The organism is Deinococcus multiflagellatus, from assembly GCF_020166415.1.
Lineage (GTDB): Bacteria > Deinococcota > Deinococci > Deinococcales > Deinococcaceae > Deinococcus > Deinococcus multiflagellatus.
This window is the reverse complement of record NZ_JAIQXV010000020.1, coordinates 72456-93194: the sequence shown is the minus strand read 5'-3', so window position 1 is coordinate 93194 and position 20739 is coordinate 72456. Positions and strand designations below refer to the sequence as shown.

Sequence of the window (20739 nt, the reverse complement as noted above, 5' to 3'; positions counted from 1 at the left end):
ACAAAGGCTCGCACTTCACGTTTCGGTGGAAGCAAGCACGATTGACGGCCTTGTTCTGCAATTTTCCTCGCTTCGTCGATTTAGGCGACGACGTCGTCTTTGAAATTCGAAAAATGTCTAAAGGCAAAGAGGTTCACGGCTGGGGCAAGTGTCACACGTACGAGGAGTTCGTGAGGCTGGCCGAGGCCAAGCTAAGCGTGGAAGAAGCAATCCAGGTCAAACCCGTTCAGCGAGAGCAGCCAAGGCCACCACTCCCTCCCCAATCTGAACCTCGCCCTGCACCATCTTCTCCTGTCTCCGTGCCAGCTCCGCCCCGTTCTCCGATGCCGACTGTCACGCGTCCATCAGCACCCCCCACCTCAAAGCCTGCTGCACCTTCCATTGAGCCCTCTCCACCCAGTCGTCAGGTGGACTGGCTCATCGTTGCTGTCTGGGTGATATGGCTGCTGGTGCCTGTGCTGCTGCTGGTGCTGCTCTTTCAGAGGGGCGTGCTCCACCTCCCTTGAGTGCTGCGCGTGAGCAAGAGCAGGGCAGCGCGAAGCACGACGAGCGAGATGACGCACGCCCCTCAATCAAAGAGGGAATCCGGTATTGATGGAACCGCTGAGGACTGTGGCACCTGCACCACCACAAACTCCAGATTGCGGGCCTCCAGCTCCAGGCGAGCAGGGGCCGTGATCTCTGGCGCCGCCAGAATGCCACGCACCTCCACGGTCTGCCGCGTGCGCAGCAGCATGTCCTCCACCGACCGCACGTACCGGGCCAGCTGCGAGACCGCGTCCTGCGTGGCTTTCCCACGCTTGAGTTCCACCACGACGTACCGGCCCTGGGCATCCTGCGCATACAGGTCAATGCCCCCAGACGAGACGGGCAGCTCCCGGCTCAGGACCCGCAGGCCTGGCTCAATCAGCTCCGGCTGACGCGCGAGCAATTCCTGCAGCTGCTTCTCCGAACCTGAAAGCATGAACCCACCGCGCTCGCTGATCTCCAGCGCCTGCGCCACCTGGGGCTCCAGCCAGATCACGCGCACCAACTCCTGTGGGCTGCGCCGCGCGGCCGCCAGTACGCACCGATCATCCTCCACAAATGCAGTGATCTCGTCCGTCTTCGGCTGCCAGTTCATGGGCTTCACGCCTTTCGGGGCGTGCACCTGCACGCTGCCGTCCGGCTTGATGAGCAGCAGGTAGGCGCCGACGTCGGCCGTGCTGGCAGCGCGGCCGTGGTAGACGACTTCCGCGAGGCCGGCGACTTGCACGAGGCAATCGCGCGTGCGCAGGTGCCGATTCAGGAAAACGGTAAGGTCGGCAGGAGTGGGGGTCAGGAGTTGGTCGCGCAGCATGGTGGGGTGGGACTGCTCGGTGCGGACACACCGGGAAGCGAGAGGGCTTATTTCAGGGCGTTAATCAGCGCCGCGATGCTACCGAGGAACCCACTGGTTGCCGTGATGATCACGGCAATTTCTGTGGGTGTCAGTGGCTTACGGGGCTTCTTTTTGGTATTCTTGCGGTAGTTGGCCACGAGATTACCTCCAAGTTGGATTTCAGCGCCCGGAGTTCCCGCTCCGGGCGCTGATTTTTGCGCCTACGAACGGTCGTCCCTCTGTTCCCGGTTTGTCATGCACCGCGTCCCTAAGGACAAGGAAAGTATAGCTGTTTCAGGCTGGTGTGTCAATAGTTTAGAGGCGCTAAGTTGACCAAATAGCGGCGAAAGTCTAGAATGAAACTATGCCCAGGACTGCCGAACACCTCAAGCCTCATCAGGTCGCCACGACCGAGGAGGCCCGCGCACTCGCCGCCCGGCGCAAGGGTGGTCCACGCGGTGCCGGGCGCCGACCCCGCGTGATGGGCCAGCCCGAGGACTGGGCGCGCATCGACGCTCACATGGCAGGCAAAAGCACGCAGCAACAAAGCCGTGAGCTGATGCGCCTGCTGCTGGCCGGGCTCGATGCCGTGCAGGAACACCGCTGATGAACCGCGACGCAACCGCCGACCGTCTTCACGCCCTGGTGCAACGTGCAGGCCAGTGTTATCCCAACGCCTGGCGCGACCTGTACACCTGGCGGGCCGCCCACGAGGTCCCGGAATGGCTCTACGTGCCACTGGACGCTGGGGTGGCCGCCGTGCGCCACGGTTGGGACCAGCAGGGCAAAGCGGAAACACCCACCTCCCGCCCCCAGCTGCTGGCCGACGCTGGTGTACTGACCCTGCTGGGGGCCTGGCGCCTAGGGCGGGGCGTGTACGAATTCGCCCCCGAACTACTGGCTGCCCTCTGGGGCACGCCCCTGCGCGGCCAGATTCCCGGCGAGGTCCTGCGCCAGCTGCCCGAGTTCGCGCCCTACCTGGTTCTGCCTCCAGGTACCACGTACATGGGCCGGCCTCTGGTTGGGGTGGTGACTGCCCTTGACCGGCGCCCCGACGGCGAGGTGTCCCTGCGGCTGCTGTTGGACGTCCCGTTGCCCCCGACCTTTGCGGCCCTGGGACTGACCTTCAGCCTTGGCCTGAGTGGCACCTTGGACGAGGCCTTGGAGGGCGTCAGGGTGCGCGCCCTGAAGAATCTGGAGAGTGGAGCTGACTTCGGCGGCGCTGAGGTGGACGCGGCGCGCACCCTGATTCAGGGCGCCCTGCACGACGAGCAGGCCCTGTGGTCGGGCGTGCTGAGCCTGCTGCTATACCTGTGCAGCCGGGCGGCGGAGTACGACGGGACTGCCCGGCCCGCGCGCGCCACGGCCCAGCAGCAACGCCGGGCCCAGCACGGTACCGCGAAGGGCGTGCAGCGTTGGGTCCTCGGCCGGGCGACGGCCCAGGCCATGCGGCGGGCCCGGGACGGTGCCCAGGCGTCCAACAGCGAGGGCGCGCGGCGCGAAATGCCCACGCACTGGCGCAACCCGCGCTGGACCGTCGTCTGGACTGGCAAGGGCAAACAGACCCCAGAGGTCCGGTGGGAGCCGGGGCTCGTGGTGCGTGCTGATCGGTTGGAGGAGGAACGCCCCGCTGTGGTGATCAGGCTGACCGATCCATCTGGATCTGGGTCATAATCCCGCTAAGTATTGCAAAAGCGGCGAATAGGGTTTACGCTGAAGCCAGGTGAGGGGGACTCACACCAATCCACTGCCCCCCACCTGGAGCTGCCATGACCACCCCAGACCGCATCACCACCTTCCACCCCCCCGTCGTGACCCGCCCCAGCCGACAGGCCGACGGCCGCCCGCTCGAACTGGGCGTGCAGGAGTACCGTTACCAAGGGCAGAACGCCCACCTCGTGGGCGGACTGGCCTACTACATCCGCTTGGGCGGCGAGCTGCTGACCAGCCCGGGGTACAACACGCTGGCCAGCCTGCTGCGTCGCGGTGATCAATTCGCGTGGTGGCATAACCTGCCGGACGAATTCAGCGCCTACCTCGAACTGGACCAGACCCGGGTACCGCTTACCGCCGAGCAGCAGCGCCGCCTCGAAGCCGAGATGGCCCGCGTGGCCGACCTACCCCTGGGCCAGGCCGTAGCCGCCCTGCGTGCCCAGCAGCAGGCAGCAGACGCGCAGCGCACGGCAGAGGCCCACGCCCGACTGGCCGTGCACCGCGAGCGCCTGCAGGCCCGGGGCGTGCCCTGGCTGATGGGCAACGAACTCGGCGACTCGGACAGCGTGTACAGCCTGGGCTACGCGTACGAGATGACGCCTCAGGAACAGGCAGCAGACCAGGCGTGGCTGGGCCGCCGGGTGGACCCGTGGTACGCGGAAGCCCGGCATCCCCTGCCGCTGCTCCTGCTGCCCCACCTCGATGCGGAAGTGGCCGCGCTGGCCCCGCAGGCGGGACCGATCACCCAGGAGGCCTGGGACGCCCTGAAGGCGTTGTCGGCGAGCCGGGTGGCAGCCCGGGCGGCGCGGGAAGCGGCGGAAGAGGCGCTGGAGACCGCCCAGCGGGAGGCAGTGTTCGAGAGGGCCCGCAAGACGGGCGAGCGCCAGATGCTGTCGTCTTGGCTGGGCGAGGATGACAGCATTCCGGACAGTAGCCTCAGCGAATTTATCCTCTGGGCACTGCCTGACGGCACCACCACGACCCAGCGCCGCCCTTGCCACTAAAACCACTGCCCCCCGCCCTGGAGGGGGCGGGGGACTCACCTCTGGAGGATAGCATGCCCAATCCCAACCCCAATACCGACCCCATCAAGCCCCATCAGGTCCGCACGACTGAGGAGGCCCGCGCCCTGGCGGCCCATCGCGAAGGGCTGCCGGAAGCGTCTAAAAAGGCGACTGTAGTGCTGTTCACCCGCCAACTGGCCGCGCTGGAGAAGCAGGGTGTGAAGGTCTCACCCCTGCTGCGCACCCTGATCGATCAGTACCTGGATGGCAAGGCGGACAAGACGGCCTGGATCGAGGCTGTACAGGCGGGGATCAATGCCCGGCGTGTTCAGAAGGGCGAGCGCTGGGACGCGGCACTGACCAACCCGGAGCGCCCGGCGCGGCGCATCAAGGTGGTGCTGCGCGATGGCTCGGCGGTGTATTTCCGCAATTACCTGTACGAGGTGGGTAGCCCCAGCCCGGAGAGCCCGGATCTGATCATCAATGGGGAGAACGAGGCGGGGGCGCCTATGCGGGTGCAGGCGCCGGCCCGTGAGCTTATGACCATCGTGTTTGAGTAGCCTGGAGGCCGAAGCAAAAGCCAAAGGCGTGACCGTTCGCGAATGGGCCCTGCTCAAGTTGATGGCATAAGCAGAGGACGTCGCTGGCTCCAGACGCCCCCGCCAAAGCGGGGGTTTAGCATGCCCCCAATGGCGGTGGCCACGCTTCAGCTTGCCCCACCCGTGCACCAGGGGCTAGCTTGACGCCGAATGACCGCTGAGCGCGACACCACCATGCATGCCCCGGCGCTGCACTGGCACCACCCCAGACGCGGCCTCATAGAGGCGGGCGTGCAGGAGATTCGCTACCTCAGTCCGCGCATGGCGGAGCATATCGGCGCGTTGGCGTTCTATGTTCGCACAAATGGGAGATTGCTCACTGATCGCGGCCATGGCACATGCATCACCTTAGTGCGCCGAGGAGAACGGCTGGATACATGGGCTAATCTGCCCGCCCAGTTTGCAGGCTACCTGCAACTGGGTCACCATCGCCTTGCGGTCACCCCTGAGCAAGTGCAGGCCTTGGAGGCGGAAATGGCCCGGGTAAGTGCCCTGGAGCTTGGACAGGCCATTGCAGCCCGAGACGCCGCCCAGCATGTTGTGGACCTTGGTCTGCCGCGCCCCCCTTATGACCCACAGCGGCACCGCCCGGACACCAACAATGCCCAGCGCAGCCGTCGGTTCACCCCGGTGGCTGAGCATGTGCGTGTAGCGGCTGCGCTGGAGTGGGCCCGCTTGAATGGTTCACAGGCAGACTCTTCCCTCCAGCCTGAGACAGACGGCAACTGAGCCTCAGGCCTGCAGCCCTCTGGAACGAGCAGCCTGAGGCTTGAGGCGCCTGTACACGAGCACGAGATTGCCCGGTAAGGGGCGGCCAACCTCCGCCAGCTCCTTCAACCGGGTCTTCGTCATGCCGTACAGCACCCGGCGGTCGTCCGGGTCCAGATAGCCTTCATTCAAGCTGGCCCGCAGGGCGTCCACCGTCTCGTCCATGTGCTCGGCAGCGTACCGGCGCAGCACGGCGTGCAGCACCTGCCGCTCCATCGGCGCCAGGGGCAGCAGGGGGGTTGTCCGGACATCATCCCGGGGCCAGTCCCACCACACCTCGTCCATCAGGCGAGCAGCCCCGCAGGCCGGGGCAGGAGCACCGTCGTCCACGTTCCGTCATCGACCGATACGCCCACGTGATCCCCCACCTCCACGCCGACGGGCAGGAGCCCCAGGGGCCACACCTCGATGCTGGTGTCCGGCAGGCGCACGCTGGCCAGCCCACCAGAGATCTCCAGCACCTCGATCACCTCCAGCTCGCCGCTCATCGCATTACCCGGCAAGGGCGCCGGCGTGCGGATACACATGGGTGATCACGAGAACCTCGTCGGTCTCAAACGTGTCCAGGGTGTCCAGCAGATCGTCATAGGCATCGGCGCGCCAGATCTCCAGCGGCACCTCAAGGTCAACCTCAATGCACTGGTGCGTCTTGATCTGGTTGCCTTGATGGGTCTCGGTCCACACCACGCGCAGGGACCGTGCCTTCACGGGCCGCCCAGCCTCCTCCCACCGCCGGAACTGGTCCTGGACCTGGTGTTTGACCGTCTCAAGTGTGGACCGTGGTTGCACAGGCGCAGGCTACACTCCCCTCATGCCTCGCGTCCTGCCCAGCCGCACGGTTGCCGCCCTCCTGGCCCTAGTGCTGGCCATCGGCACCATTGGCGTAGCGCAGGACCCCTGCGCAGAGTGCCGGGTGCCGCTGTTTGAGCCCTGCCCGCCCTGCTGAACCCTCAGGCGAGGTGACGCGCTGCCATGCGTCAGGTGTGGCGGCATCGCCCGCTCGCACCTGTCATGGTGGAGTCAGGATGGGGAAACATCAGGACGCGAACGACCTCCAGGTGCAATGGCTGCTCGAGGCGCTGGCCACGCCCGAGGGACAGCAAGGGCCCGGGGAGCAGACGTTGCCCACGCCGGCGCTGGAGCCTGTACCGGATGACATGAGCCCCGCCAACGACTTCCAGACGCACTGAACGCACATGCGCCAGCAACGGCAGGACGTTGGTCCTACACTTCCAGGTATGACCCGCGTCCTCCCCCTGCGTTCCCTGATCGGCGTCCTCATGGTGGTTCTGGCCTTCGGCGCTCCGGGCGTCGCCCAGGACCCGTGCTGGAAGTGTGGCCTCATCGTCCTGCAGGGCGCCTGCCTGGGCTGCTGAGCAGTACCCTGCGGGGCGTGACGTTCCAGCCCGGCCGCCCCCTCCCCTCCGATCCGCAGACCACCTCGGAGCGCACCCTGTATCACGCCCCGAGAGGATCGGGCGCCCTGGCCACCATGACCCGCGAGGGCGGCACGTGGCAGTGGCGCCAGCTACACGGGGACGTGCCGGACGGCTACGGCACCGGCGGCTGGAACGATCTGCAGACGTGGTTGAAGAAGTGAGGATCAGAGGTCATCTGGGCGGGAAATGAGCATGCCATTCCGGGTGACTTGAGTGTGGTTGCTGACGAAGCTGGCCTCGTGGCGCTCTAACACCGTGGTCAGTTCGTAAACGTCACCCCGCCACTTGATCCTGGCGTGCACAGGCGAGCTTAAACCGACTGGAAAGGCGTCACCAGCGAAGCCTGCGCTGTTGCCATCGAGAAAGCAGCCCGCCGCCCCAGGATCAATGACGCGAGCCCCCTGCCAAACCTCCGGGTCCCCCTGGCTTTCCCGGTACAGCGGTTCGAGTTCGTCGGACTGAACCTTGAGTTCCAGAACATCAATTCTGTACGGGCTGAGATTCCGCAGGAACACCCGGTGGGCATCGGGAAAGGTGAAGTCGATTCTCAACGAATTGGCGTGCGCTTCCGCTCGGCGGGCACGTTCGTCACGGTCTTTTTCCAGTTTCACCATCGCGGTGTCAGCGTCTGCTGATCTTCGCGTCTGTTGCCAGGATAAGAATCCGGCGACGGCGGCTGCAGCCGCGATGGCGGCCCCCACCCAAGCGGCACTGTCAGCCATGGGAGATTTCCTCATCAGCGACGTCAGCCGCGACGTGGTAAGCCAGGGGGTACTTCTCCGCCCGCCACGTCTCCAGATCCCGCTGCCAGGTCAAGGGCTGGCCCGCCGTCTCCCCGGCCGCCACCCGAGCCGCGCGCGCGTCCGGATAGGGCCCGAGCTGGCGCACGACCTCGCCGGTCTCCACGTGGGTCACGGTGATCATCGTCATGGGGAGAGGGTAGCGTGCGGTGCCAGCGCGTTCGGGTCCGGCACTTCAATCTGTTGAACCCGAGGTGAAGCAGTGGTGAATCGCATGGGCGTTTGCCCTAAGGTTGAGCAATGCGCAGACCGGTGCGACCCTCTCACCTGATCGTTGTGATCCTTCTTGTCCTGGCGGCGCTCATCGCCAGCTACTGGTTGTTCCAGGCGACAGATCCCGCCACGGCATCGGCAAGGGCTGGCATGCTGCAAGGCTTAGTGGCCGCTATCCTCCTCGTGGTCACATGGCTCAGCATCGGTAAAGCGGATGAGCAAATCGCGTTGACAACCGAAATTCTTGGACTTGAATCCCGCCATAACCTTGCCGTTGATTTGGATGAATTTCAAGACAAAATCCATCTTGTCAATCTCAGCAAATTGCCTCTTTATGTAAGAGAAGTGCGCTATGAAGTGCTGGCTCTGCGTCTCAAAAGCATGAGCATTGGCGAGCGCGTGGTTTTGGGTCCAGCCGAAAAAGATGATTTTGTTCTGCAAGGAATCTACGAACCTTTCGACCCTGAAGATCCTCAAGTCCCCTATGAAGTCTCGATCGAGGAATATCAGCAGCAGCTTGATAGTCAGTGGGAGCGCCGATATATTCGAGTGACTTATCAGTATTCAGCGACGGGCGATCAAGTTCACACGAAGCTCTTTGCTGTTGTGCCTGAGGCGCTCTACTTCCGTTCTGAAGAGCCTCGAACGTGGCGTAAGGTTTTGGTACCTCTCAAAGACTACGAAACTCCTCTGGAAGGACATGACACGCCGCCCTGGCGCGACCTCCACAAGCAGTTGCAGCCTAAGGGCTGAGATACCCAGCAGGTCTTTAGGGGCGCGTTTTCCTTCGCCTGCACGGCAGAATTCCGGGTCATGCCCCATGTTAGGGCCTGGGCGCGCCCCAGGCGGCCTCCATCCCAATTGCGCAACTCTGCGCATTTGGGGTTGCACCCGCACCGGCACGGGTTCCACCATGCGGCCATGACGAAAAGCGCCAAGACCACCAAGCCCGCCACCTCTGCCACCGCGTCCGATAAGCTCGGCAAGACCCAACTGGTTGACCGGGTGGCTGACCTCACCGGCCTCACCCGGAAGCAGAGCGAGGAAGCGGTCAGTGCCACCCTCGACGTCATCACGGGCGCGCTGCAGCAGGGCCGTAGCGTGGGCCTGCCCGGCTTCGGCACCTTCAGCGTGAAGGCCACCGCCGCCCGCACCGGCGTGAAGCCGGGCACCAGCGAGAAGATCCAGATCCCCGCCGGCAAGAAGGTCAGCTACAAGATGGCCACCGACCTGAAAGGCAAGCTCTAACCCGCACCCCAGCAAAAGGCCGCGTCCTGGTGCCCAGGCGCGGCTTTCTTCATTCGCGTCAAATCTGCTCGCCGGCTGACCCGGCGTCCGGTACGCTGCTCGGCAGGAGATGCCATGACCACTGCCCCCCAGGAACGCCGCCCGCAAGCCCAGACGGCCCCTGCCTCCCCCACCCAGGCCACCCCGGCGAAGCCCGCTGCCCCTGCAGCGCCGGCCTCCCCCCTGGCCGTGCCCGCCGCCCAGGCCCTGAACACCATTCGCAGCGCCCCCAGGATCGGCCTGGGCATCCAACAGCTGGACGAGGGCCTGCGCAACCAGCTGGGCCTGAACCCCGCGATGGACCTGCAGGCGGTCGTGGTGGTCCTGACCACCAAAGTCGGCTACGGCCCCCTGGACAAGGCCTACCGCCTGGTGACCAAGCGCACCCTGATGCAGGACTTCAGGGCGCAGCTCACCGCCCTGGACGCGTCCCGCGCCGGCATGAGAATGAACGCAGCCCAGCAGGCCGGCATGATCGACGCGCTCATTGACGGGCACGACCGCAGTGCGTGGCTGGTCGGCAATCAACTGGTCGACAATCTGGCAAAAACCGACAACCTGATCCCTAACCTTCTGCAAGGCACCACGCGGCAATTGGGGAAGCCGGTCATCAGCATTCCAGGTCCGGTGGGCAAGCTTCTGAATGCGGTGCGTGGTGCTGTGCCGTTCGGCAACATGGAAGTGGACCGGTACGACGTCATCACCGATCCCAAGCTGATTGAAGCTTTGATGGACGAGTTGCGCGCGGCCAAGGCCAGCGGGCAGTTGCCGCAGGTGCTGGCGGCCTACCAGCAGCAGACGGGGCGGTCCCTCTACACCACGCTGGGCGAGATGATCCGCGACGCCAATGTGCGCCAGAAGTTGCTGGCCCTGCTGCCGCCGCCTATCAACGAGAAACAGCTGACGTATGACGCCTTTCTGGAAAACGTGGCCATCGGCATGGCGTACGAGAACGCGTCGGGGGACGCCCTGGAAGGCAAGGCGCCCGATGGCGAGGCGGATCATCAGGATCTGCGCCGGGGCGGCCAGTTTGCTGCGCTCCTGGCCTACTTCGGGTATCAGGCCCAGGACGTGGTGGTGGGCAAATGGGGCCTCGAGATGCGCATTCTCACGCCCATTCCCGGCAAGGCGAAGTACAAAGACGTCATTGTGACCTGGCGCGGTACGGAAGGCGTGGCGTTCAATCTGGACAGCAACAAGCCGGGTACGGTCGACACCAAAATCGGTGACTTCGCGCCGGGCAGCATCGGGTACTACCAGATCATGCAGAACAAAGAGGTCATCGATCACCAGCTGAACAAGGCCCGCGCCCACGGCCCGCTGTTGATGGTGGGTCACTCCCTGGGCGGCGGGCTGGCGCAGCTGGCGGCCACAATGTATGCCCCGCTCACCCGCACAGTGGTGACGTTTCAGGGTGCCAACATTGATCAAAAGGACATCGACCGGCTGCTCAAGTACAACCAGCTGAACCCGGCGCTGGCGATCACGGCCCGGCATTACCGGGCGGATGGGGACGTCGTGCCGACCTCAGGGGACGCGGCCATTCCGGGGCAGATCCACTACTTCGACCCGCAGTGGAAACCGCAGGGCTCGAACAAACCCTATGCCAGTAGCATGATGGACCACGTCGCCAACGGGCACAACATTCCCCTGCTCAACACGTACCTGCAGGGTTTGAACACGAAAAACCCGGCGCTCGGGGTGCTCAAGGCAGCGGGGATTCAGGACGAGAATACGGTCAAGACCCTCAAGGACGGCGGAACGCGCCCTGCCGAGAAGCGCATGGACGCGCGGGTGGTGTATGGCGGCAGCTACAGCACCGCGAATGATCCACGCCTGGTGACGGAGGGCGGGCGGGATAACCTCCTGCTGCTGCAGAAGGCAGCCACGCTGGTGAAGAAGACGCCACTGAGCTTCCATGACGTGCTGACCCAGGAGCTGCCCGCCAATACCTTGCTGGAGCACCTCACCACCCTGGCCAAGGGCAGCGCGTCGTATCAGGCATTCGTGACGGCCGCGCTAAAGATGATGGGCTTGCAGGACAAGACCTATGCACCGATCACCCTGAAGGTTACCGAGAAGGACCGCAACATGGCCAAGGACATGGCCATGAAGCTGCCGACCTCCGTGCAAGTTCCTGTTCAAGAACTGCAAATCCAGGTATCCCCTGAAGACTTGGTCAACCGCAAGTTCACGCGCCTCAAAGCCATTTGGACGAGCGTAAGAGGATGAAAGTGCTCCTGGCCGCTCTCATGGTGGTGGGCCTGCTCTCCGGCTGCACGCCAAGAGCAAAGGATGCAACGATGACAGAAGCACAAATCATGTCGGATATTGAGAGCGTGTTAGGGCAGTTTGACACCGTTTTGGTCGAAAATCGCTGCGCATCAGAGTATGCCCAGCTGCATCTGAACGGTGGATGCTACCTCTCGCGTGTGCCCAGCGAAGACACCGCGAAGGCCGTCGCCCAGGCCCTGGTCAAGGCCGGCTTTGAGCCGCAGCGCAGCCTGCGGTTGGACTTCGGTGCCTGGTCGACGGTGCTGAAAAAGAATCAGACCGCTCTTGCGTTCTCGGTGGAGCCGCTGACCAGGGATTCGGGTGAAAAGTACGCCGCCGATCGAAAAGCAGGGTACCAGTCAAAAGTGACCGTCTCGCTCTCCGACGCCGGGGGCAAGTAAAGTCACATCCTGCTGCGCCTGGACGTCATATAGGAGCGAGCGGCCCAACTATCAGGCCGCTCGCTCCACCGTGAACAGTTACGTCGCTCCACCTAGCCTCAGCGCCGCCCTACTCACTGGCCGACGTCCAGGCGCAGCACCACCCGCACCAGCTGGCCCTGCACGCGGGGATTTGTCCACAGCGCCTCCACCATTGCCAGGTCCTGGCCCCTGAACAGGCGGCCGTGCACCGACCAGAGACGGCGCACCTGCGCCAGCCCCCAGGTCAGCAGTGCCGCGCGCACCGCGTTGCGCTCGTGAAAGGCCTCGTTCCAGCCCAGCCGCTCCTCCAGCTGCGCGAAGCCCTCCGCCCAGGCCGCCTCGGAGATCTCCCCTGCCTCGAACTGGGCGTTCAGGGGCTCGCCCTGCCGATTCACCTCCCGGCCCAGGGCGCGCAGGCGGCACTCCGCGTCCACGAACGCGGCCTGCACGGGGGAGCGGCTCACGCCGCCACCTCCGCCTGCAGGGCGGCGAGCGCCACATACTCGGCCAGCGCGTCCCGCACCGCGCGCAGCTCCTCGGGCCAGAGCGCCGCGAGGCTGGCCACCTCCACCCCCACGGCCTTTGAAGCGAAGGCGTAGTGGTCGCGGATGCCGGCGCGGCCCATTGCGCGGTGAAGCTCGCAGGCCAGGGCCTTACCGATCGTGGGGGCAGGGGGCGTAAACACCACGTCGTCCAAGTAGCTGATCTCGTGCGCGGTGTGGGCCTCGGTCAGCGCCGTGATCACGTTCCTCGGCTCGCCGCCTTCCACAAGGGCGGTCAGGCGCCCGTCCTGCCAGGTGGCGATGGTTTCGGTGCCGGTGATGGGGGCGGGGTAAAGGTAGGTGCCGTCGGCGGGTTTGCTAATCTGGGACATGCTTCTTCTCCTTGAGCGGTGAACTGAAGCGAAGTGGGCGCGGCGAATCTTGGCGGAGGACCCGCGCCTTCCTTCCTGTCCATATAATGACATTTTTTCCTGCGCAGATGATGTGAGCCAGTTGTGCGCAAAACTCTCTCAAGGTGCGGCTCTTTGCTTTGTTAACCTTGCATTTTTTCCGCCAGTCCGGTACGGTGGCCGCATGCCTGGCCCCCACCTGCCCGCCCCCTCGGACCGCGACGCCCTCACCGCCGCGCTGGCCCCCCTCGCGCAGGCCCGGGCCACCGAGCTGGGCCTGGACCGCGCCGCCCTGGCCGGACAGGTGTACGGCACCCCCAACCGCGCCGAGGTGGCCGACGTGGGCCGCATGCTCGGGGGTCGCCTGAGCCTCTTCGGCCCGCGAGGCCTGCAGCTGCTCGCCGCCCTGGGCCTGCGCGAACTGCGCCCCACCTGGGGTCCGGTGCGGGTGGACCAGCCCACCGCCAAACCCTGGCTGACCGCCGCCACCGTCGCTCGCGCGGCCCAGACGCTGGACGCCACCCCTACCGGTCGTCTGGCCCTGGTGGCCGCCCGGCGCGTGACAGAGCTGGGCCTGACCCGTGAAGCCCTGGCCCAGGCCGTCCTCTCCCCTACCCCGGCTGGCGGGGCGCAAGGTGGTCGAATCACGCGGTACTTCAACGGGACCACGACCCTGTTCAGTGATCAGGGCCTGCAGATCCTGCACGCCTTGGGCCTGACCGGCTTCGACGTGATCTGGGGCGCTCCGTCCCGGCCCAGCCGCGCAAAACGGGACTGACCGTCTCCCCTTTTCCCGAGTTTTCCGAGACAGAATGAAATGCCAAGCCCGGCCCAGACGGCATTCCGCCATCAGGCCGGGCTAGTCTGAATCAGGGTTCAGGCCACGGGAACCCGCGCCAGATCGAGCAAATGCGCCCGGACCCCCGCTGCCAGTGCGGTGGCCAGTTGGACCGTTTCCGGCGTCGCTTCCTCCAAAGCGAGGGTGCAGGAATCTGGGTCGCGGGCAGACCCCCGCCAGCGCCCTTTGCGGACCGGCCCGATCGCGAGTACACCTCCCACCCCGCCGGACGCCACGAAGCGCAGCAGGTGCCGCATCTCCCCCAGAATGCCGGGCTCGTGGCCCATGCCCGGAAACGCCCGGTTGTAACTGCCGCGCAGGGCGGCCTCCACCTCGTCCTGCGTGACCGGCACCTCCACCAGCACCGCGTGGGTGGCCGCCCGGTGGGTCACAGCCCCGATTAGGTAGGCCACCTCCCGCCCACCCTCGTGGGTCGTGGTGGTGCCGCGCAGGGGCTCCCCAGGGGCAGCGCAGAACGAACGGTCGACAGATGCGAGGACAGGAATCAACATGGGGGCCTCCAGGGGGGCAGGAACAGGGCGAGGTGGGCAGAGAGGCGGGGCGGGCGCCGCCGGGGCCTTGTCGGCCCGCGCAGCGCCCGCGTGAGCGGTCAGGCGGCCTGCACCCCCCGTGCCCAGCGCCGGATCTGCAGGCTCTCGTCGCGCGCCGCCTCGTACACGGGCTTCATCGTGGCGGCCTCGGGCCGCCCCTTGCGCCGGGCCGCCCCCTCGCGGCTGCGGATCGCCGTCACCACGTCGAACAGGCGGTCCCAGGCGGCGTTGGCCGCTGCCACGTCGCCGGTCAGCGCGGCCACGTCGAGCTGGGCCTGGCGGAAGAAGCGTTCTTCAACCTTCGCCCTCCAAGTGTCGCGGGCCTCTGTTGCCGCCTTGTAGGCCGCCTCGTGGCGAGTCGCGTCACCCTGGCGGGCCTCCACGGTCACCCCCTGGGCGCGCAGCGCGTCGGCCACCCGTGCCCACTCCTCGGCGGTCAGGCTGTGCGGCGCCGCGACCCCGCGCACCTTGGGCCCCTCCTGCGCCACAGGGGCAGGCTCATAGTCCTGGCGGTCGCGGCCGGCGTCGTCGCCCTGGTAGCCCTCCTCGGGGACGGCGGGCGCAGGCACGTAATCGTGCCGATCCTGGCCCAGGTCCTCGGGAACATAGTCCTGGCGTTCGGCGCCGCTGGCGGGCAGGGCCTCGGTCTGCAGCTCGGCCACCGGGGGCAGGGGCAGCGTCACCTCGGGCGTGGGCAGCGGCAGGGGCGCGGGCGCGTCCGTCTCGGGCTGGGGGGCCTCGTCGGCGGCGTCCAGGATCGCGCGTACTTCGGCTTCAAGCTTCAGGATGGCGCGGCGGCGGGCGGCGTGGGCGGCGTTGCCGCCCTTGCCCTCCTCCAGGCGCTCCTCCATGATCTCCAGCAGCGTGCGGGCCTCCTTGAAATTCCCGGCCTCGGCGGCGGTTTTGGCTTCGGTGGCGGCGGTCTTGGCTTCACCCAGGGCGGTCATCAGTGCTTCGTTCATGGGCTGAGTTTTGCTTGCGTTCGGCGGCCGGTGGTGTGTCGCCTGTGTGTGGGAAAATGCTGCTGTGGGCGAAGAAAAACAGCGTTTGGGGTCTTGAAGATGTGCAGGCGTGGAGGTTGACGGCCGAGCCCGTGACCATCCCCGCCCCTCCGTCAGCAGCTCTGGCCCGCCACAGCAATGCGCCGCCCCAGGAACAGGGCGGCGCGAAACAGGGGGCAGGGCTCAGGGCAGACGGGCGTGGCCCACGAACACGCGGCAGCCCTCCTCAGGGCAGGGCACCGACAGCTCCAGCAGGCGCCAGTCCCAGCCCGCCGGGGTGGCCTCCCAGGCGCCAGCGAGGGGCAGGGCCTCCAGACCCCGCAGATCCACCTCGGTCACGCCCAGGGCCCGCAGCTCAGCCAGCAGGTCTGGCAGGGTGCCGCGCAGGGGCTGGCGGCGGGCCACGTCCAGGGCCTCCTGGGCCACGTTGGCGTTGTCCAGCGCGACCTGTCGGGCACGGACCCCGCCGCGCGTCAGGGGCAGGGGCCGGGTCTGGGCCAGCAGCGACTGGGCGGCGGCCACGTTGTCGGCCAGCTGCTGGCGGTCGGCGGCGCTGGGCGTCCCGCCCTGCTGGAGCGCCCAGCTCAGGTCCCCCAGCAGGCGGTGGGTCTGCAGATAGGCCTGACCGATCCGGCGGCGCAGGGGCCGGTCGCGGCCGGGGCGGCCGGGCTGGGGCCGGGGGTTCGAGCGGCGGATGACGTCCTGGAGGGCCTTGTCGCGTGCGTTCATGGGCTGAGTTTGGCTTGCACTGGGGGCGGGGTGGTGTGTCGGTTGTGTGTGGCGTGCGTGCGTGCCAGACGACAAAAATCGCCGCGCAGGGGCGGCGGATGTGTGCGGGAAAGCCGGGGCGAAATAGTGGCGGCACACCGGGGGCCGGGCGGCGCGGCAGGGGGCCAGGCTCAGGCCTCCCAGTACACCCCCACCACGTGCAGGCCGGAGCTGTCCGTGAACAGATCGACGCGTGAGCACAGGCCGTGACGGGCCAGCACCGAGGCGCGGCGCAGCGAGTCCGCCACATCGGCCGACACGGTCGCGGACAGCTCGCTGTCGTCGGCCAGATAGACCAGCACGGTGCGCCGGCCGTCCCACTCGGTGAGCAGGGGGAGGGTCACGAACTCGTAGCTTTCGGCGATAGTGCCTGGATCGGGAAGGTTGCGCTCGAACATGCGGTGAGTGTTGCTTGGACGCAAAAGCCGGTGGTGTGTTCCTTGTGTGTGGCTGGCACAGCCAATACCGCCCCAGCCTGGGGCGGTAGAGGGGGCCGGCTTTAGGGTAGGCGGGCGTGGCCGAACACCACGGCGCGGCCCCTTTCCGGGCAGGCGTAGCTGATCTCCAGCAGGCGCCAGTCCCCGCGCACGGGCGCAGCCGTCCACTCGCCACGGTAGGGCATCGCCCCCGGGCCCTGGCCGCGCACGTCGACGGCGCCCAGCAGGGCGAACCCCTCAAAAAGATCGAACAGCGTGCCGGTCAGCGGCGTGCGGCGGCACACGCTCAGGACCTCGTGGGCCACGTCCCAGTTGTCGCGGGCCACCGACAGGGCACGCGCGCCGGTCTTGGTGCGGGGCAGGGCGCGGGCCTGGGCCAGCAGCAGCTCGGCTTGGTCCAGATTGGCCTGGGCGGTCAGGCGAGCGCGGGCTGAGCCGCCCCCCAGCTCCAGCAGCAGGTGTGTGCCCTGGTAGGCCTGCTGCAGCTGGCGCAGGAACAGCTTGGGGCGCAGCGGCACGCGGCCGGGCTGGGGAGGAAATTCGCGCAGGACGCTGGCCAGGATTTCATCGCGTTTGGTCATGGCTGGATGGTGGCTTGGCTCGGGCGCCGCCGTGGTGTGTTCATCGTGTGTGGCAGTAGGCTCCGGCATGGGGCGCGCCGTGAAGTACAGCGCGTGGACCTTCCGGGCCCGGCGCGAGACGTGCAGGGTCAGGTCATACCGGTTCAGGTGGGCGGTCTGGAAGCGGGCCGCGAGGCGCACGTTGGTCTCCAGAGCAGGCGGAACGACCACACGTTGGGCCTGGCCCCGGACGAGGATCTCCAGGGGCGCGTCGGACGTCCAGCCACGGGGCAGGCGCAGGCCCACGGGGCACAGGGCGACGGGGGCGAGGCCCTGCAGGGTGCGGGAGGGGGTGCGGGTCAGGGCGGGCGGCAGCTCGGCGAGTGACATGGCGGTGATGGTGGGGGCTGGCGCGCGGGCCTGTGGTGTGTCTCTGGTGTGGGCTTCAGCGCTGGGAAAGTCAAGAAAAGAACCGCCCCTTCCAGGCGGTTCTTACATGTAAGAACTGAGGTCAGGTCTGGTCTGGGCGCAGGACGGCTGGCATACGCTCAAGCCATTTCTCAACCGCCTGTCGATCTGCTGGTGCGAGCTGATCCATAAAGCGGCGGCTCGACAGCACCTTGGCAGCGTGGGTCGCCATGATGCGGGACTTAGGTTGCTGTTCCGCCTTTGCGCGTTCCACCATGCTCTGCAATTCACCTCGTGATGCGCCGGCCAGAGCAGCGGTAATCAGGGCTTCCTGTTGCGACTCAGGCGCGCTCGCAATGACAGATCCAACCGTCAACGGCAGACCGGCGCGTAGCGCTTCGACGAGTGGTGCTGGCCACCGCAACACCCTGAGCTTGTTCTTGGCGAACGACAGCCAGCTTTCTCCGAGGGAAGCGAACACGCTCTCCACGGTGGCGTGGTCAGGACCTCGTTCGCTTTTGAGAAGTTGCATCAGGCGCGTTCGGGCGCTTTCAGCGTCTGTGTTCAGAGCAAGAGCGACGAGCGCCAGCTTGCCGTCGACTTCGTCAATGACGTTCAGATTCTCGCGCTGAAGATTCTCAATCAGAGCGGCCGCGCGAGCTTGCCGGTCGTCCAGGGTCCGGATCAGGACCGGCACCTCGGTCAGGCCAGCCAGCTGGGCGGCTCGCCAGCGGCGCTCGCCCGCGACGATCTCATGGCCACCATCCACCGGCCGGACCAGTAGGGGCTGCAGCACGCCCTCTGCGCGGATGCTCTCGGCCAGCGCCGCGAGGCTGGCCTCGTCAAAGGCGCGCCGGGGCTGACCAGCGCCGGGCTGCAGCTGCGCCACCGGCAGGGTCGCCGTGGGCGTGCTGGTCGTGGCGTTCTGCCGCAGCGCCCCCAGGTCTGTGCCGATCAGGCTATCGATATCCCGGGTCCGCTCAGGGCGCTTGCGCGTCATGCGACGCTCCCGGCGTAAGGGAGGCCGGTCCGCTGGGCCAGTTCGGCAGTCAGGCGCTGCACATCGCGGTGCACGGGACTGCCCGGCGCGTACACGCCCACCGGTGCGCCCTGCATGGTGGAGTCCAGCCACACCGCTTCCCGCTGGGGCACAGGCTCAGCCAGGGGGGCCAGCTTGGCGCGCAGATCCGCGAGGACCTCGCGGTCGTGCAGGCGCCGCGCGTCATAGAACGTGGGCACGTATAGGGCGACATCCAGCTTGGGCAGCACCTTCTTGTAGCTGGCCAGGGCAACCTTCAGGCCGGGCAGGGCATCCAGGCCTTTTTGCCGGGTGGGCACGGGCACGATCATCCAATCGGCCGCGAGGGCACCCATGATCGTGAGCTGCGCGAGGCTGGGGGGGCTATCGATGATCACCGCGTCGTACTGGTCCGCGACGGCGGCCAGTGCCCGGCTGAGCCGTCCCTGCGCGCCAACCGCGCCCAGCATGTGGGGCTCCGCCAGGGCCAAATTCATGTTGCTGGGAATGACGTGCAGGCCGTAACGCTGCTGGGGCGTGGGGAGGGGCTCGTCATCCACCGCAACTGGGTAGACCGTATCAGCCGGCTGCACATCGGTGAGGCCCAGCCAACCGGTGAGGCTGGCCTGGGGGTCCAGGTCAATCAGGAGGACCCGCAGGCCGGACGCGGCCAGTTCGTGGCCCACATTGAGGCTGATCGACGTCTTCCCAGCGCCGCCGGCGTGGTTGAACACGGTGAACGTTTGCACGGTTGCACGATACCGCGCAAAAACGAAAACGCCCCAGCCGGAGCCGGGGCGGAGGGGGCAGGGGCGGTTACTTCCAGTGCACGATATACGCTTGCACCGCCAGCCCGAAATCATCAATCAGCGCGTCATAGCGCTCATCCAGCCGGTGCACCGGGGGGAGTTCGTCATCATCCAGGTTCTTCGGGTCATGGACGCCCTGCAGGTGGCGCAGCGCCTCCTGCACAAGGCTGGCCACCCGGGCGGCCAGGGCGCGCTCGTCTGGCTGGCCGACCCTCGCCATCCGCTCCAGGGCCAGCAGGAGCGCCGCGCCGTCCTGCACGAGACGATCGGTGCACGCCCACTCAGCAAAGCCGCCATTGCAGACCTTCGAATGCATGCTCTGCAGCAGGAGCATGTGCCGGTCCCGCTGAGACAGCGAGTCCAGGAAGACGGGGTGCTCGGCGTGGGACAGCGGCAGCTGGTCCAGGATGGGGGAGAGCAGCGCGTCGTACTGAGCTTCAATGGTGGGTTCAAGCAGGGTGATGGTCATGGGTGCATGGTTGCTTGCGTGCGGCGCGTGCTGGTGTGCCCATTCTGTGCAGGGCAACGCCAGGGCGGCCTGCTCCAGCCGGTCCATGCCCGCGTGACGCGCCGCCCTGGACTGGGCGTGCCGGGCCACCACGCCGAGATGCCGAATGTGGCAGAGCAACCGCCGCAGGCGGGCGTGATGGTCAGGCGGTACGAAGCAGCTCAGCAACTGCCCCCGTTCCAGCATGACCACGTCATGCTGCACAAGGCGCGCGTTGACATAGTCCTGCAGGGCAAACCAGCCCTCCCTCCAGGCGCGCAGGGGCGCCTCTTCAAATGAACCCTCGTATGGGCTGTCCTGCCAGTCCTGGCCAGCCATGGCTGCCGCCACGCCCTGGGCGCGAATGGTTTCAAGACACGCATCCCGGGTCACGCCTCACCCTCCTGTTCATCATCAAAGGGACGGGCCTGCAGGCCGACCTGACTGGCCCCACGCTGCACGGCCTGCGACATGCCTTCAAAAATGTCGTTCAGCAGATCCGTGTTGCTGTTGTCGACCAGCTCCTGAATGTCCAGACCCCGGCCAGCCAGCTCATCCCACACGGCAGTCACGATGTTGCTCACAACTCGAGCATCCAGCGGCGCGGGGACATCAGGGTAGGCCTGCTCCTCCTTTGGCGCAGCTGAGTGTTGGCTCGCTTTGAAGGCGGCGATGTCCTCGGCCTTAATCACGAGTGTCCGCCTCCCGCGTCGACCGCGCGGATGCCGTCAGCCAGGGTATTCACCGGACACAAATGCGCTTCAGGACAAGTGGAGTCTGGAACCTCAAGGTACGGCAACTCTGGCGCGTCTGGGGCGGGCTGCCAGCCTGGCCAGACGCCGAGTGTCGCAAGGGCCACCTGCCCATGCCCGGTGAGGTGGTGCGCGGCGCCGTCAGCGCGGATCTCGCCGCGCAAGATCAACTCGCGCAGGGCTTGCTCGGTTTGGTCAAACGGCACGGGGCCCGCCATCAGCAGCAGCTTGGCGAGGGGAGCGCCCTGACCCTCAGGGTGATTCAGCAGCCACAGCAGCTGATGGCCCAGGGTGCCAGTGCCGATGGGAGGAAGCGTTTGGGGGGTCATGCCTGACCCC

Annotated in this window: 33 protein-coding genes and 1 pseudogene; 15 read left to right on the top strand and 19 right to left on the bottom strand. The window is 66.6% G+C overall.

Annotated elements, in window-relative coordinates:
• Positions 1 to 506, top strand: a pseudogene (locus K7W41_RS19170) (hypothetical protein); the annotation flags it as partial.
• A 62-nt stretch (positions 507 to 568) separates the two neighbouring features.
• Here K7W41_RS19170 and nucS read toward each other — a convergent pair.
• The gene (gene nucS / locus K7W41_RS19165; protein WP_224611867.1) at positions 569 to 1339 is read right to left on the bottom strand and encodes an endonuclease NucS; all 771 of its coding nucleotides are present in this window, start codon (positions 1337 to 1339) and stop codon (positions 569 to 571) included.
• A gap of 47 nt (positions 1340 to 1386) precedes the next feature.
• Positions 1387 to 1518: a hypothetical protein gene (locus K7W41_RS23600; protein ID WP_263489972.1), complete on the bottom strand. Its 132-nt coding sequence runs from the start codon at positions 1516 to 1518 to the stop codon at positions 1387 to 1389.
• Between the two features lie 206 nt (positions 1519 to 1724).
• Between K7W41_RS23600 and K7W41_RS19160 the strand changes: the two genes are divergently transcribed.
• The 5 genes from K7W41_RS19160 to K7W41_RS19140 all read left to right on the top strand — a co-directional run bounded on the left by K7W41_RS19160 (position 1725) and on the right by K7W41_RS19140 (position 5405).
• Positions 1725 to 1967, top strand: a complete 243-nt coding sequence (locus tag K7W41_RS19160; protein ID WP_224611866.1) for a hypothetical protein — start codon at positions 1725 to 1727, stop codon at positions 1965 to 1967.
• Complete coding sequence (locus tag K7W41_RS19155; RefSeq protein WP_224611865.1) at positions 1967 to 3034, top strand: hypothetical protein; 1068 nt, start codon at positions 1967 to 1969, stop codon at positions 3032 to 3034. Before K7W41_RS19160 ends, K7W41_RS19155 begins: the two co-directional genes overlap by 1 nt.
• A gap of 95 nt (positions 3035 to 3129) precedes the next feature.
• Complete coding sequence (locus tag K7W41_RS19150) at positions 3130 to 4077, top strand: hypothetical protein (RefSeq protein ID WP_224611864.1); 948 nt, start codon at positions 3130 to 3132, stop codon at positions 4075 to 4077.
• 53 nt (positions 4078 to 4130) lie between these two features.
• On the top strand, positions 4131 to 4637 hold the full coding sequence (locus tag K7W41_RS19145; protein ID WP_224611863.1) for a hypothetical protein: 507 nt from the start codon (positions 4131 to 4133) through the stop codon (positions 4635 to 4637).
• Between the two features lie 189 nt (positions 4638 to 4826).
• Complete coding sequence (locus K7W41_RS19140) at positions 4827 to 5405, top strand: hypothetical protein (protein ID WP_224611862.1); 579 nt, start codon at positions 4827 to 4829, stop codon at positions 5403 to 5405.
• Positions 5406 to 5408: 3 nt separating this feature from the next.
• Here the strand turns inward: K7W41_RS19140 and K7W41_RS19135 are convergent, their stop codons facing one another.
• From K7W41_RS19135 to K7W41_RS19125, 3 genes are read right to left on the bottom strand one after another with little or no spacing between them, the layout of a single operon-like run.
• Entirely contained in the window at positions 5409 to 5774 is a 366-nt protein-coding gene (locus K7W41_RS19135) for a hypothetical protein (RefSeq protein ID WP_224611861.1), read from the bottom strand.
• Positions 5729 to 5947, bottom strand: coding sequence for a hypothetical protein (locus K7W41_RS19130; RefSeq protein WP_224611860.1), 219 nt, complete (start codon positions 5945 to 5947; stop codon positions 5729 to 5731). The genes K7W41_RS19135 and K7W41_RS19130 overlap by 46 nt, the downstream gene beginning before the upstream one ends.
• Complete coding sequence (locus tag K7W41_RS19125) at positions 5937 to 6152, bottom strand: hypothetical protein (protein WP_224611859.1); 216 nt, start codon at positions 6150 to 6152, stop codon at positions 5937 to 5939. Before K7W41_RS19125 ends, K7W41_RS19130 begins: the two co-directional genes overlap by 11 nt.
• Before the next feature lie 103 nt (positions 6153 to 6255).
• Between K7W41_RS19125 and K7W41_RS23595 the strand changes: the two genes are divergently transcribed.
• From K7W41_RS23595 to K7W41_RS19110, 4 genes are all read left to right on the top strand, one after another.
• Positions 6256 to 6390: a hypothetical protein gene (locus K7W41_RS23595; protein ID WP_263489971.1), complete on the top strand. Its 135-nt coding sequence runs from the start codon at positions 6256 to 6258 to the stop codon at positions 6388 to 6390.
• Between the two features lie 79 nt (positions 6391 to 6469).
• Positions 6470 to 6634 carry a hypothetical protein gene (locus K7W41_RS19120; RefSeq protein ID WP_224611858.1) on the top strand — a complete coding sequence of 55 codons (165 nt, stop codon included), beginning with the start codon at positions 6470 to 6472 and terminating at the stop codon, positions 6632 to 6634.
• A 48-nt stretch (positions 6635 to 6682) separates the two neighbouring features.
• Entirely contained in the window at positions 6683 to 6820 is a 138-nt protein-coding gene (locus K7W41_RS19115; protein WP_224611857.1) for a hypothetical protein, read from the top strand.
• 17 nt (positions 6821 to 6837) lie between these two features.
• On the top strand, positions 6838 to 7044 hold the full coding sequence (locus K7W41_RS19110) for a hypothetical protein (protein WP_224611856.1): 207 nt from the start codon (positions 6838 to 6840) through the stop codon (positions 7042 to 7044).
• 3 nt (positions 7045 to 7047) lie between these two features.
• Here the strand turns inward: K7W41_RS19110 and K7W41_RS19105 are convergent, their stop codons facing one another.
• Both K7W41_RS19105 and K7W41_RS19100 read right to left on the bottom strand, forming a co-directional pair.
• Entirely contained in the window at positions 7048 to 7605 is a 558-nt protein-coding gene (locus K7W41_RS19105) for a hypothetical protein (protein WP_224611855.1), read from the bottom strand.
• Positions 7598 to 7813 (bottom strand): hypothetical protein, encoded by a 216-nt coding sequence (locus K7W41_RS19100; protein WP_224611854.1) that lies wholly within the window; start codon positions 7811 to 7813, stop codon positions 7598 to 7600. The genes K7W41_RS19105 and K7W41_RS19100 overlap by 8 nt, the downstream gene beginning before the upstream one ends.
• Before the next feature lie 146 nt (positions 7814 to 7959).
• On the opposite strand from K7W41_RS19100, the gene K7W41_RS19095 reads away from it, so the two are divergent.
• The 4 genes from K7W41_RS19095 (at position 7960) to K7W41_RS19080 (ending at position 11858) form a co-directional block, all read left to right on the top strand.
• Positions 7960 to 8649 carry a hypothetical protein gene (locus K7W41_RS19095; protein WP_224611853.1) on the top strand — a complete coding sequence of 230 codons (690 nt, stop codon included), beginning with the start codon at positions 7960 to 7962 and terminating at the stop codon, positions 8647 to 8649.
• A gap of 168 nt (positions 8650 to 8817) precedes the next feature.
• Complete coding sequence (locus K7W41_RS19090; protein WP_224611852.1) at positions 8818 to 9144, top strand: HU family DNA-binding protein; 327 nt, start codon at positions 8818 to 8820, stop codon at positions 9142 to 9144.
• 228 nt (positions 9145 to 9372) lie between these two features.
• Positions 9373 to 11415 carry an alpha/beta hydrolase family protein gene (locus tag K7W41_RS19085; protein WP_224611851.1) on the top strand — a complete coding sequence of 681 codons (2043 nt, stop codon included), beginning with the start codon at positions 9373 to 9375 and terminating at the stop codon, positions 11413 to 11415.
• Positions 11412 to 11858 (top strand): putative periplasmic lipoprotein, encoded by a 447-nt coding sequence (locus K7W41_RS19080; protein WP_224611850.1) that lies wholly within the window; start codon positions 11412 to 11414, stop codon positions 11856 to 11858. The genes K7W41_RS19085 and K7W41_RS19080 overlap by 4 nt, the downstream gene beginning before the upstream one ends.
• Positions 11859 to 11971: 113 nt before the next feature.
• Here the strand turns inward: K7W41_RS19080 and K7W41_RS19075 are convergent, their stop codons facing one another.
• Both K7W41_RS19075 and K7W41_RS19070 read right to left on the bottom strand, forming a co-directional pair.
• Entirely contained in the window at positions 11972 to 12343 is a 372-nt protein-coding gene (locus K7W41_RS19075; protein ID WP_224611849.1) for a hypothetical protein, read from the bottom strand.
• Positions 12340 to 12753, bottom strand: a complete 414-nt coding sequence (locus K7W41_RS19070) for a hypothetical protein (RefSeq protein ID WP_224611848.1) — start codon at positions 12751 to 12753, stop codon at positions 12340 to 12342. Before K7W41_RS19070 ends, K7W41_RS19075 begins: the two co-directional genes overlap by 4 nt.
• Positions 12754 to 12955: 202 nt before the next feature.
• Between K7W41_RS19070 and K7W41_RS19065 the strand changes: the two genes are divergently transcribed.
• Positions 12956 to 13549: a hypothetical protein gene (locus K7W41_RS19065; RefSeq protein WP_224611847.1), complete on the top strand. Its 594-nt coding sequence runs from the start codon at positions 12956 to 12958 to the stop codon at positions 13547 to 13549.
• 98 nt (positions 13550 to 13647) lie between these two features.
• Here the strand turns inward: K7W41_RS19065 and K7W41_RS19060 are convergent, their stop codons facing one another.
• The 10 genes from K7W41_RS19060 to K7W41_RS19015 all read right to left on the bottom strand — a co-directional run bounded on the left by K7W41_RS19060 (position 13648) and on the right by K7W41_RS19015 (position 20729).
• Positions 13648 to 14121, bottom strand: coding sequence for a hypothetical protein (locus K7W41_RS19060; protein WP_224611846.1), 474 nt, complete (start codon positions 14119 to 14121; stop codon positions 13648 to 13650).
• Positions 14122 to 14219: 98 nt separating this feature from the next.
• Positions 14220 to 15122, bottom strand: coding sequence for a hypothetical protein (locus tag K7W41_RS19055; protein WP_224611845.1), 903 nt, complete (start codon positions 15120 to 15122; stop codon positions 14220 to 14222).
• Between the two features lie 222 nt (positions 15123 to 15344).
• On the bottom strand, positions 15345 to 15890 hold the full coding sequence (locus K7W41_RS19050; RefSeq protein WP_224611844.1) for a hypothetical protein: 546 nt from the start codon (positions 15888 to 15890) through the stop codon (positions 15345 to 15347).
• A 170-nt stretch (positions 15891 to 16060) separates the two neighbouring features.
• Entirely contained in the window at positions 16061 to 16327 is a 267-nt protein-coding gene (locus tag K7W41_RS19045; RefSeq protein ID WP_224611843.1) for a hypothetical protein, read from the bottom strand.
• Positions 16328 to 16428: 101 nt separating this feature from the next.
• The gene (locus K7W41_RS19040) at positions 16429 to 17316 is read right to left on the bottom strand and encodes a hypothetical protein (protein WP_224611842.1); all 888 of its coding nucleotides are present in this window, start codon (positions 17314 to 17316) and stop codon (positions 16429 to 16431) included.
• A 121-nt stretch (positions 17317 to 17437) separates the two neighbouring features.
• Positions 17438 to 18334, bottom strand: coding sequence for a ParB/RepB/Spo0J family partition protein (locus tag K7W41_RS19035; protein ID WP_224611841.1), 897 nt, complete (start codon positions 18332 to 18334; stop codon positions 17438 to 17440).
• Positions 18331 to 19101 carry a ParA family protein gene (locus K7W41_RS19030; RefSeq protein ID WP_224611840.1) on the bottom strand — a complete coding sequence of 257 codons (771 nt, stop codon included), beginning with the start codon at positions 19099 to 19101 and terminating at the stop codon, positions 18331 to 18333. Before K7W41_RS19030 ends, K7W41_RS19035 begins: the two co-directional genes overlap by 4 nt.
• A 67-nt stretch (positions 19102 to 19168) precedes the next feature.
• Positions 19169 to 20041 (bottom strand): DMP19 family protein, encoded by an 873-nt coding sequence (locus K7W41_RS19025; protein ID WP_224611839.1) that lies wholly within the window; start codon positions 20039 to 20041, stop codon positions 19169 to 19171.
• On the bottom strand, positions 20038 to 20340 hold the full coding sequence (locus K7W41_RS19020; protein WP_224611838.1) for a hypothetical protein: 303 nt from the start codon (positions 20338 to 20340) through the stop codon (positions 20038 to 20040). The genes K7W41_RS19025 and K7W41_RS19020 overlap by 4 nt, the downstream gene beginning before the upstream one ends.
• Positions 20337 to 20729, bottom strand: coding sequence for a hypothetical protein (locus K7W41_RS19015; protein WP_224611837.1), 393 nt, complete (start codon positions 20727 to 20729; stop codon positions 20337 to 20339). Before K7W41_RS19015 ends, K7W41_RS19020 begins: the two co-directional genes overlap by 4 nt.
• Positions 20730 to 20739 lie beyond the last annotated feature (10 nt).

Coding starts and splice junctions, on each gene's coding strand:
- K7W41_RS19115 (WP_224611857.1), top strand. CDS start 6,683: ATGACCCGCGTCCTCCCCCTGCGTTCCCTGATCGGCGTCCTCATGGTG.
- K7W41_RS19155 (WP_224611865.1), top strand. CDS start 1,967: ATGAACCGCGACGCAACCGCCGACCGTCTTCACGCCCTGGTGCAACGT.
- K7W41_RS19090 (WP_224611852.1), top strand. CDS start 8,818: ATGACGAAAAGCGCCAAGACCACCAAGCCCGCCACCTCTGCCACCGCG.
- K7W41_RS19100 (WP_224611854.1), bottom strand. CDS start 7,813: ATGACGATGATCACCGTGACCCACGTGGAGACCGGCGAGGTCGTGCGC.
- K7W41_RS19080 (WP_224611850.1), top strand. CDS start 11,412: ATGAAAGTGCTCCTGGCCGCTCTCATGGTGGTGGGCCTGCTCTCCGGC.
- K7W41_RS19145 (WP_224611863.1), top strand. CDS start 4,131: ATGCCCAATCCCAACCCCAATACCGACCCCATCAAGCCCCATCAGGTC.
- K7W41_RS19055 (WP_224611845.1), bottom strand. CDS start 15,122: ATGAACGAAGCACTGATGACCGCCCTGGGTGAAGCCAAGACCGCCGCC.
- K7W41_RS19120 (WP_224611858.1), top strand. CDS start 6,470: ATGGGGAAACATCAGGACGCGAACGACCTCCAGGTGCAATGGCTGCTC.
- K7W41_RS19140 (WP_224611862.1), top strand. CDS start 4,827: ATGACCGCTGAGCGCGACACCACCATGCATGCCCCGGCGCTGCACTGG.
- K7W41_RS19015 (WP_224611837.1), bottom strand. CDS start 20,729: ATGACCCCCCAAACGCTTCCTCCCATCGGCACTGGCACCCTGGGCCAT.
- K7W41_RS19160 (WP_224611866.1), top strand. CDS start 1,725: ATGCCCAGGACTGCCGAACACCTCAAGCCTCATCAGGTCGCCACGACC.
- K7W41_RS19065 (WP_224611847.1), top strand. CDS start 12,956: ATGCCTGGCCCCCACCTGCCCGCCCCCTCGGACCGCGACGCCCTCACC.
- K7W41_RS19040 (WP_224611842.1), bottom strand. CDS start 17,316: ATGTCACTCGCCGAGCTGCCGCCCGCCCTGACCCGCACCCCCTCCCGC.
- nucS (WP_224611867.1), bottom strand. CDS start 1,339: ATGCTGCGCGACCAACTCCTGACCCCCACTCCTGCCGACCTTACCGTT.
- K7W41_RS23595 (WP_263489971.1), top strand. CDS start 6,256: ATGCCTCGCGTCCTGCCCAGCCGCACGGTTGCCGCCCTCCTGGCCCTA.
- K7W41_RS19045 (WP_224611843.1), bottom strand. CDS start 16,327: ATGTTCGAGCGCAACCTTCCCGATCCAGGCACTATCGCCGAAAGCTAC.
- K7W41_RS19035 (WP_224611841.1), bottom strand. CDS start 18,334: ATGACGCGCAAGCGCCCTGAGCGGACCCGGGATATCGATAGCCTGATC.
- K7W41_RS19050 (WP_224611844.1), bottom strand. CDS start 15,890: ATGAACGCACGCGACAAGGCCCTCCAGGACGTCATCCGCCGCTCGAAC.
- K7W41_RS19105 (WP_224611855.1), bottom strand. CDS start 7,605: ATGGCTGACAGTGCCGCTTGGGTGGGGGCCGCCATCGCGGCTGCAGCC.
- K7W41_RS19060 (WP_224611846.1), bottom strand. CDS start 14,121: ATGTTGATTCCTGTCCTCGCATCTGTCGACCGTTCGTTCTGCGCTGCC.
- K7W41_RS19150 (WP_224611864.1), top strand. CDS start 3,130: ATGACCACCCCAGACCGCATCACCACCTTCCACCCCCCCGTCGTGACC.
- K7W41_RS19070 (WP_224611848.1), bottom strand. CDS start 12,753: ATGTCCCAGATTAGCAAACCCGCCGACGGCACCTACCTTTACCCCGCC.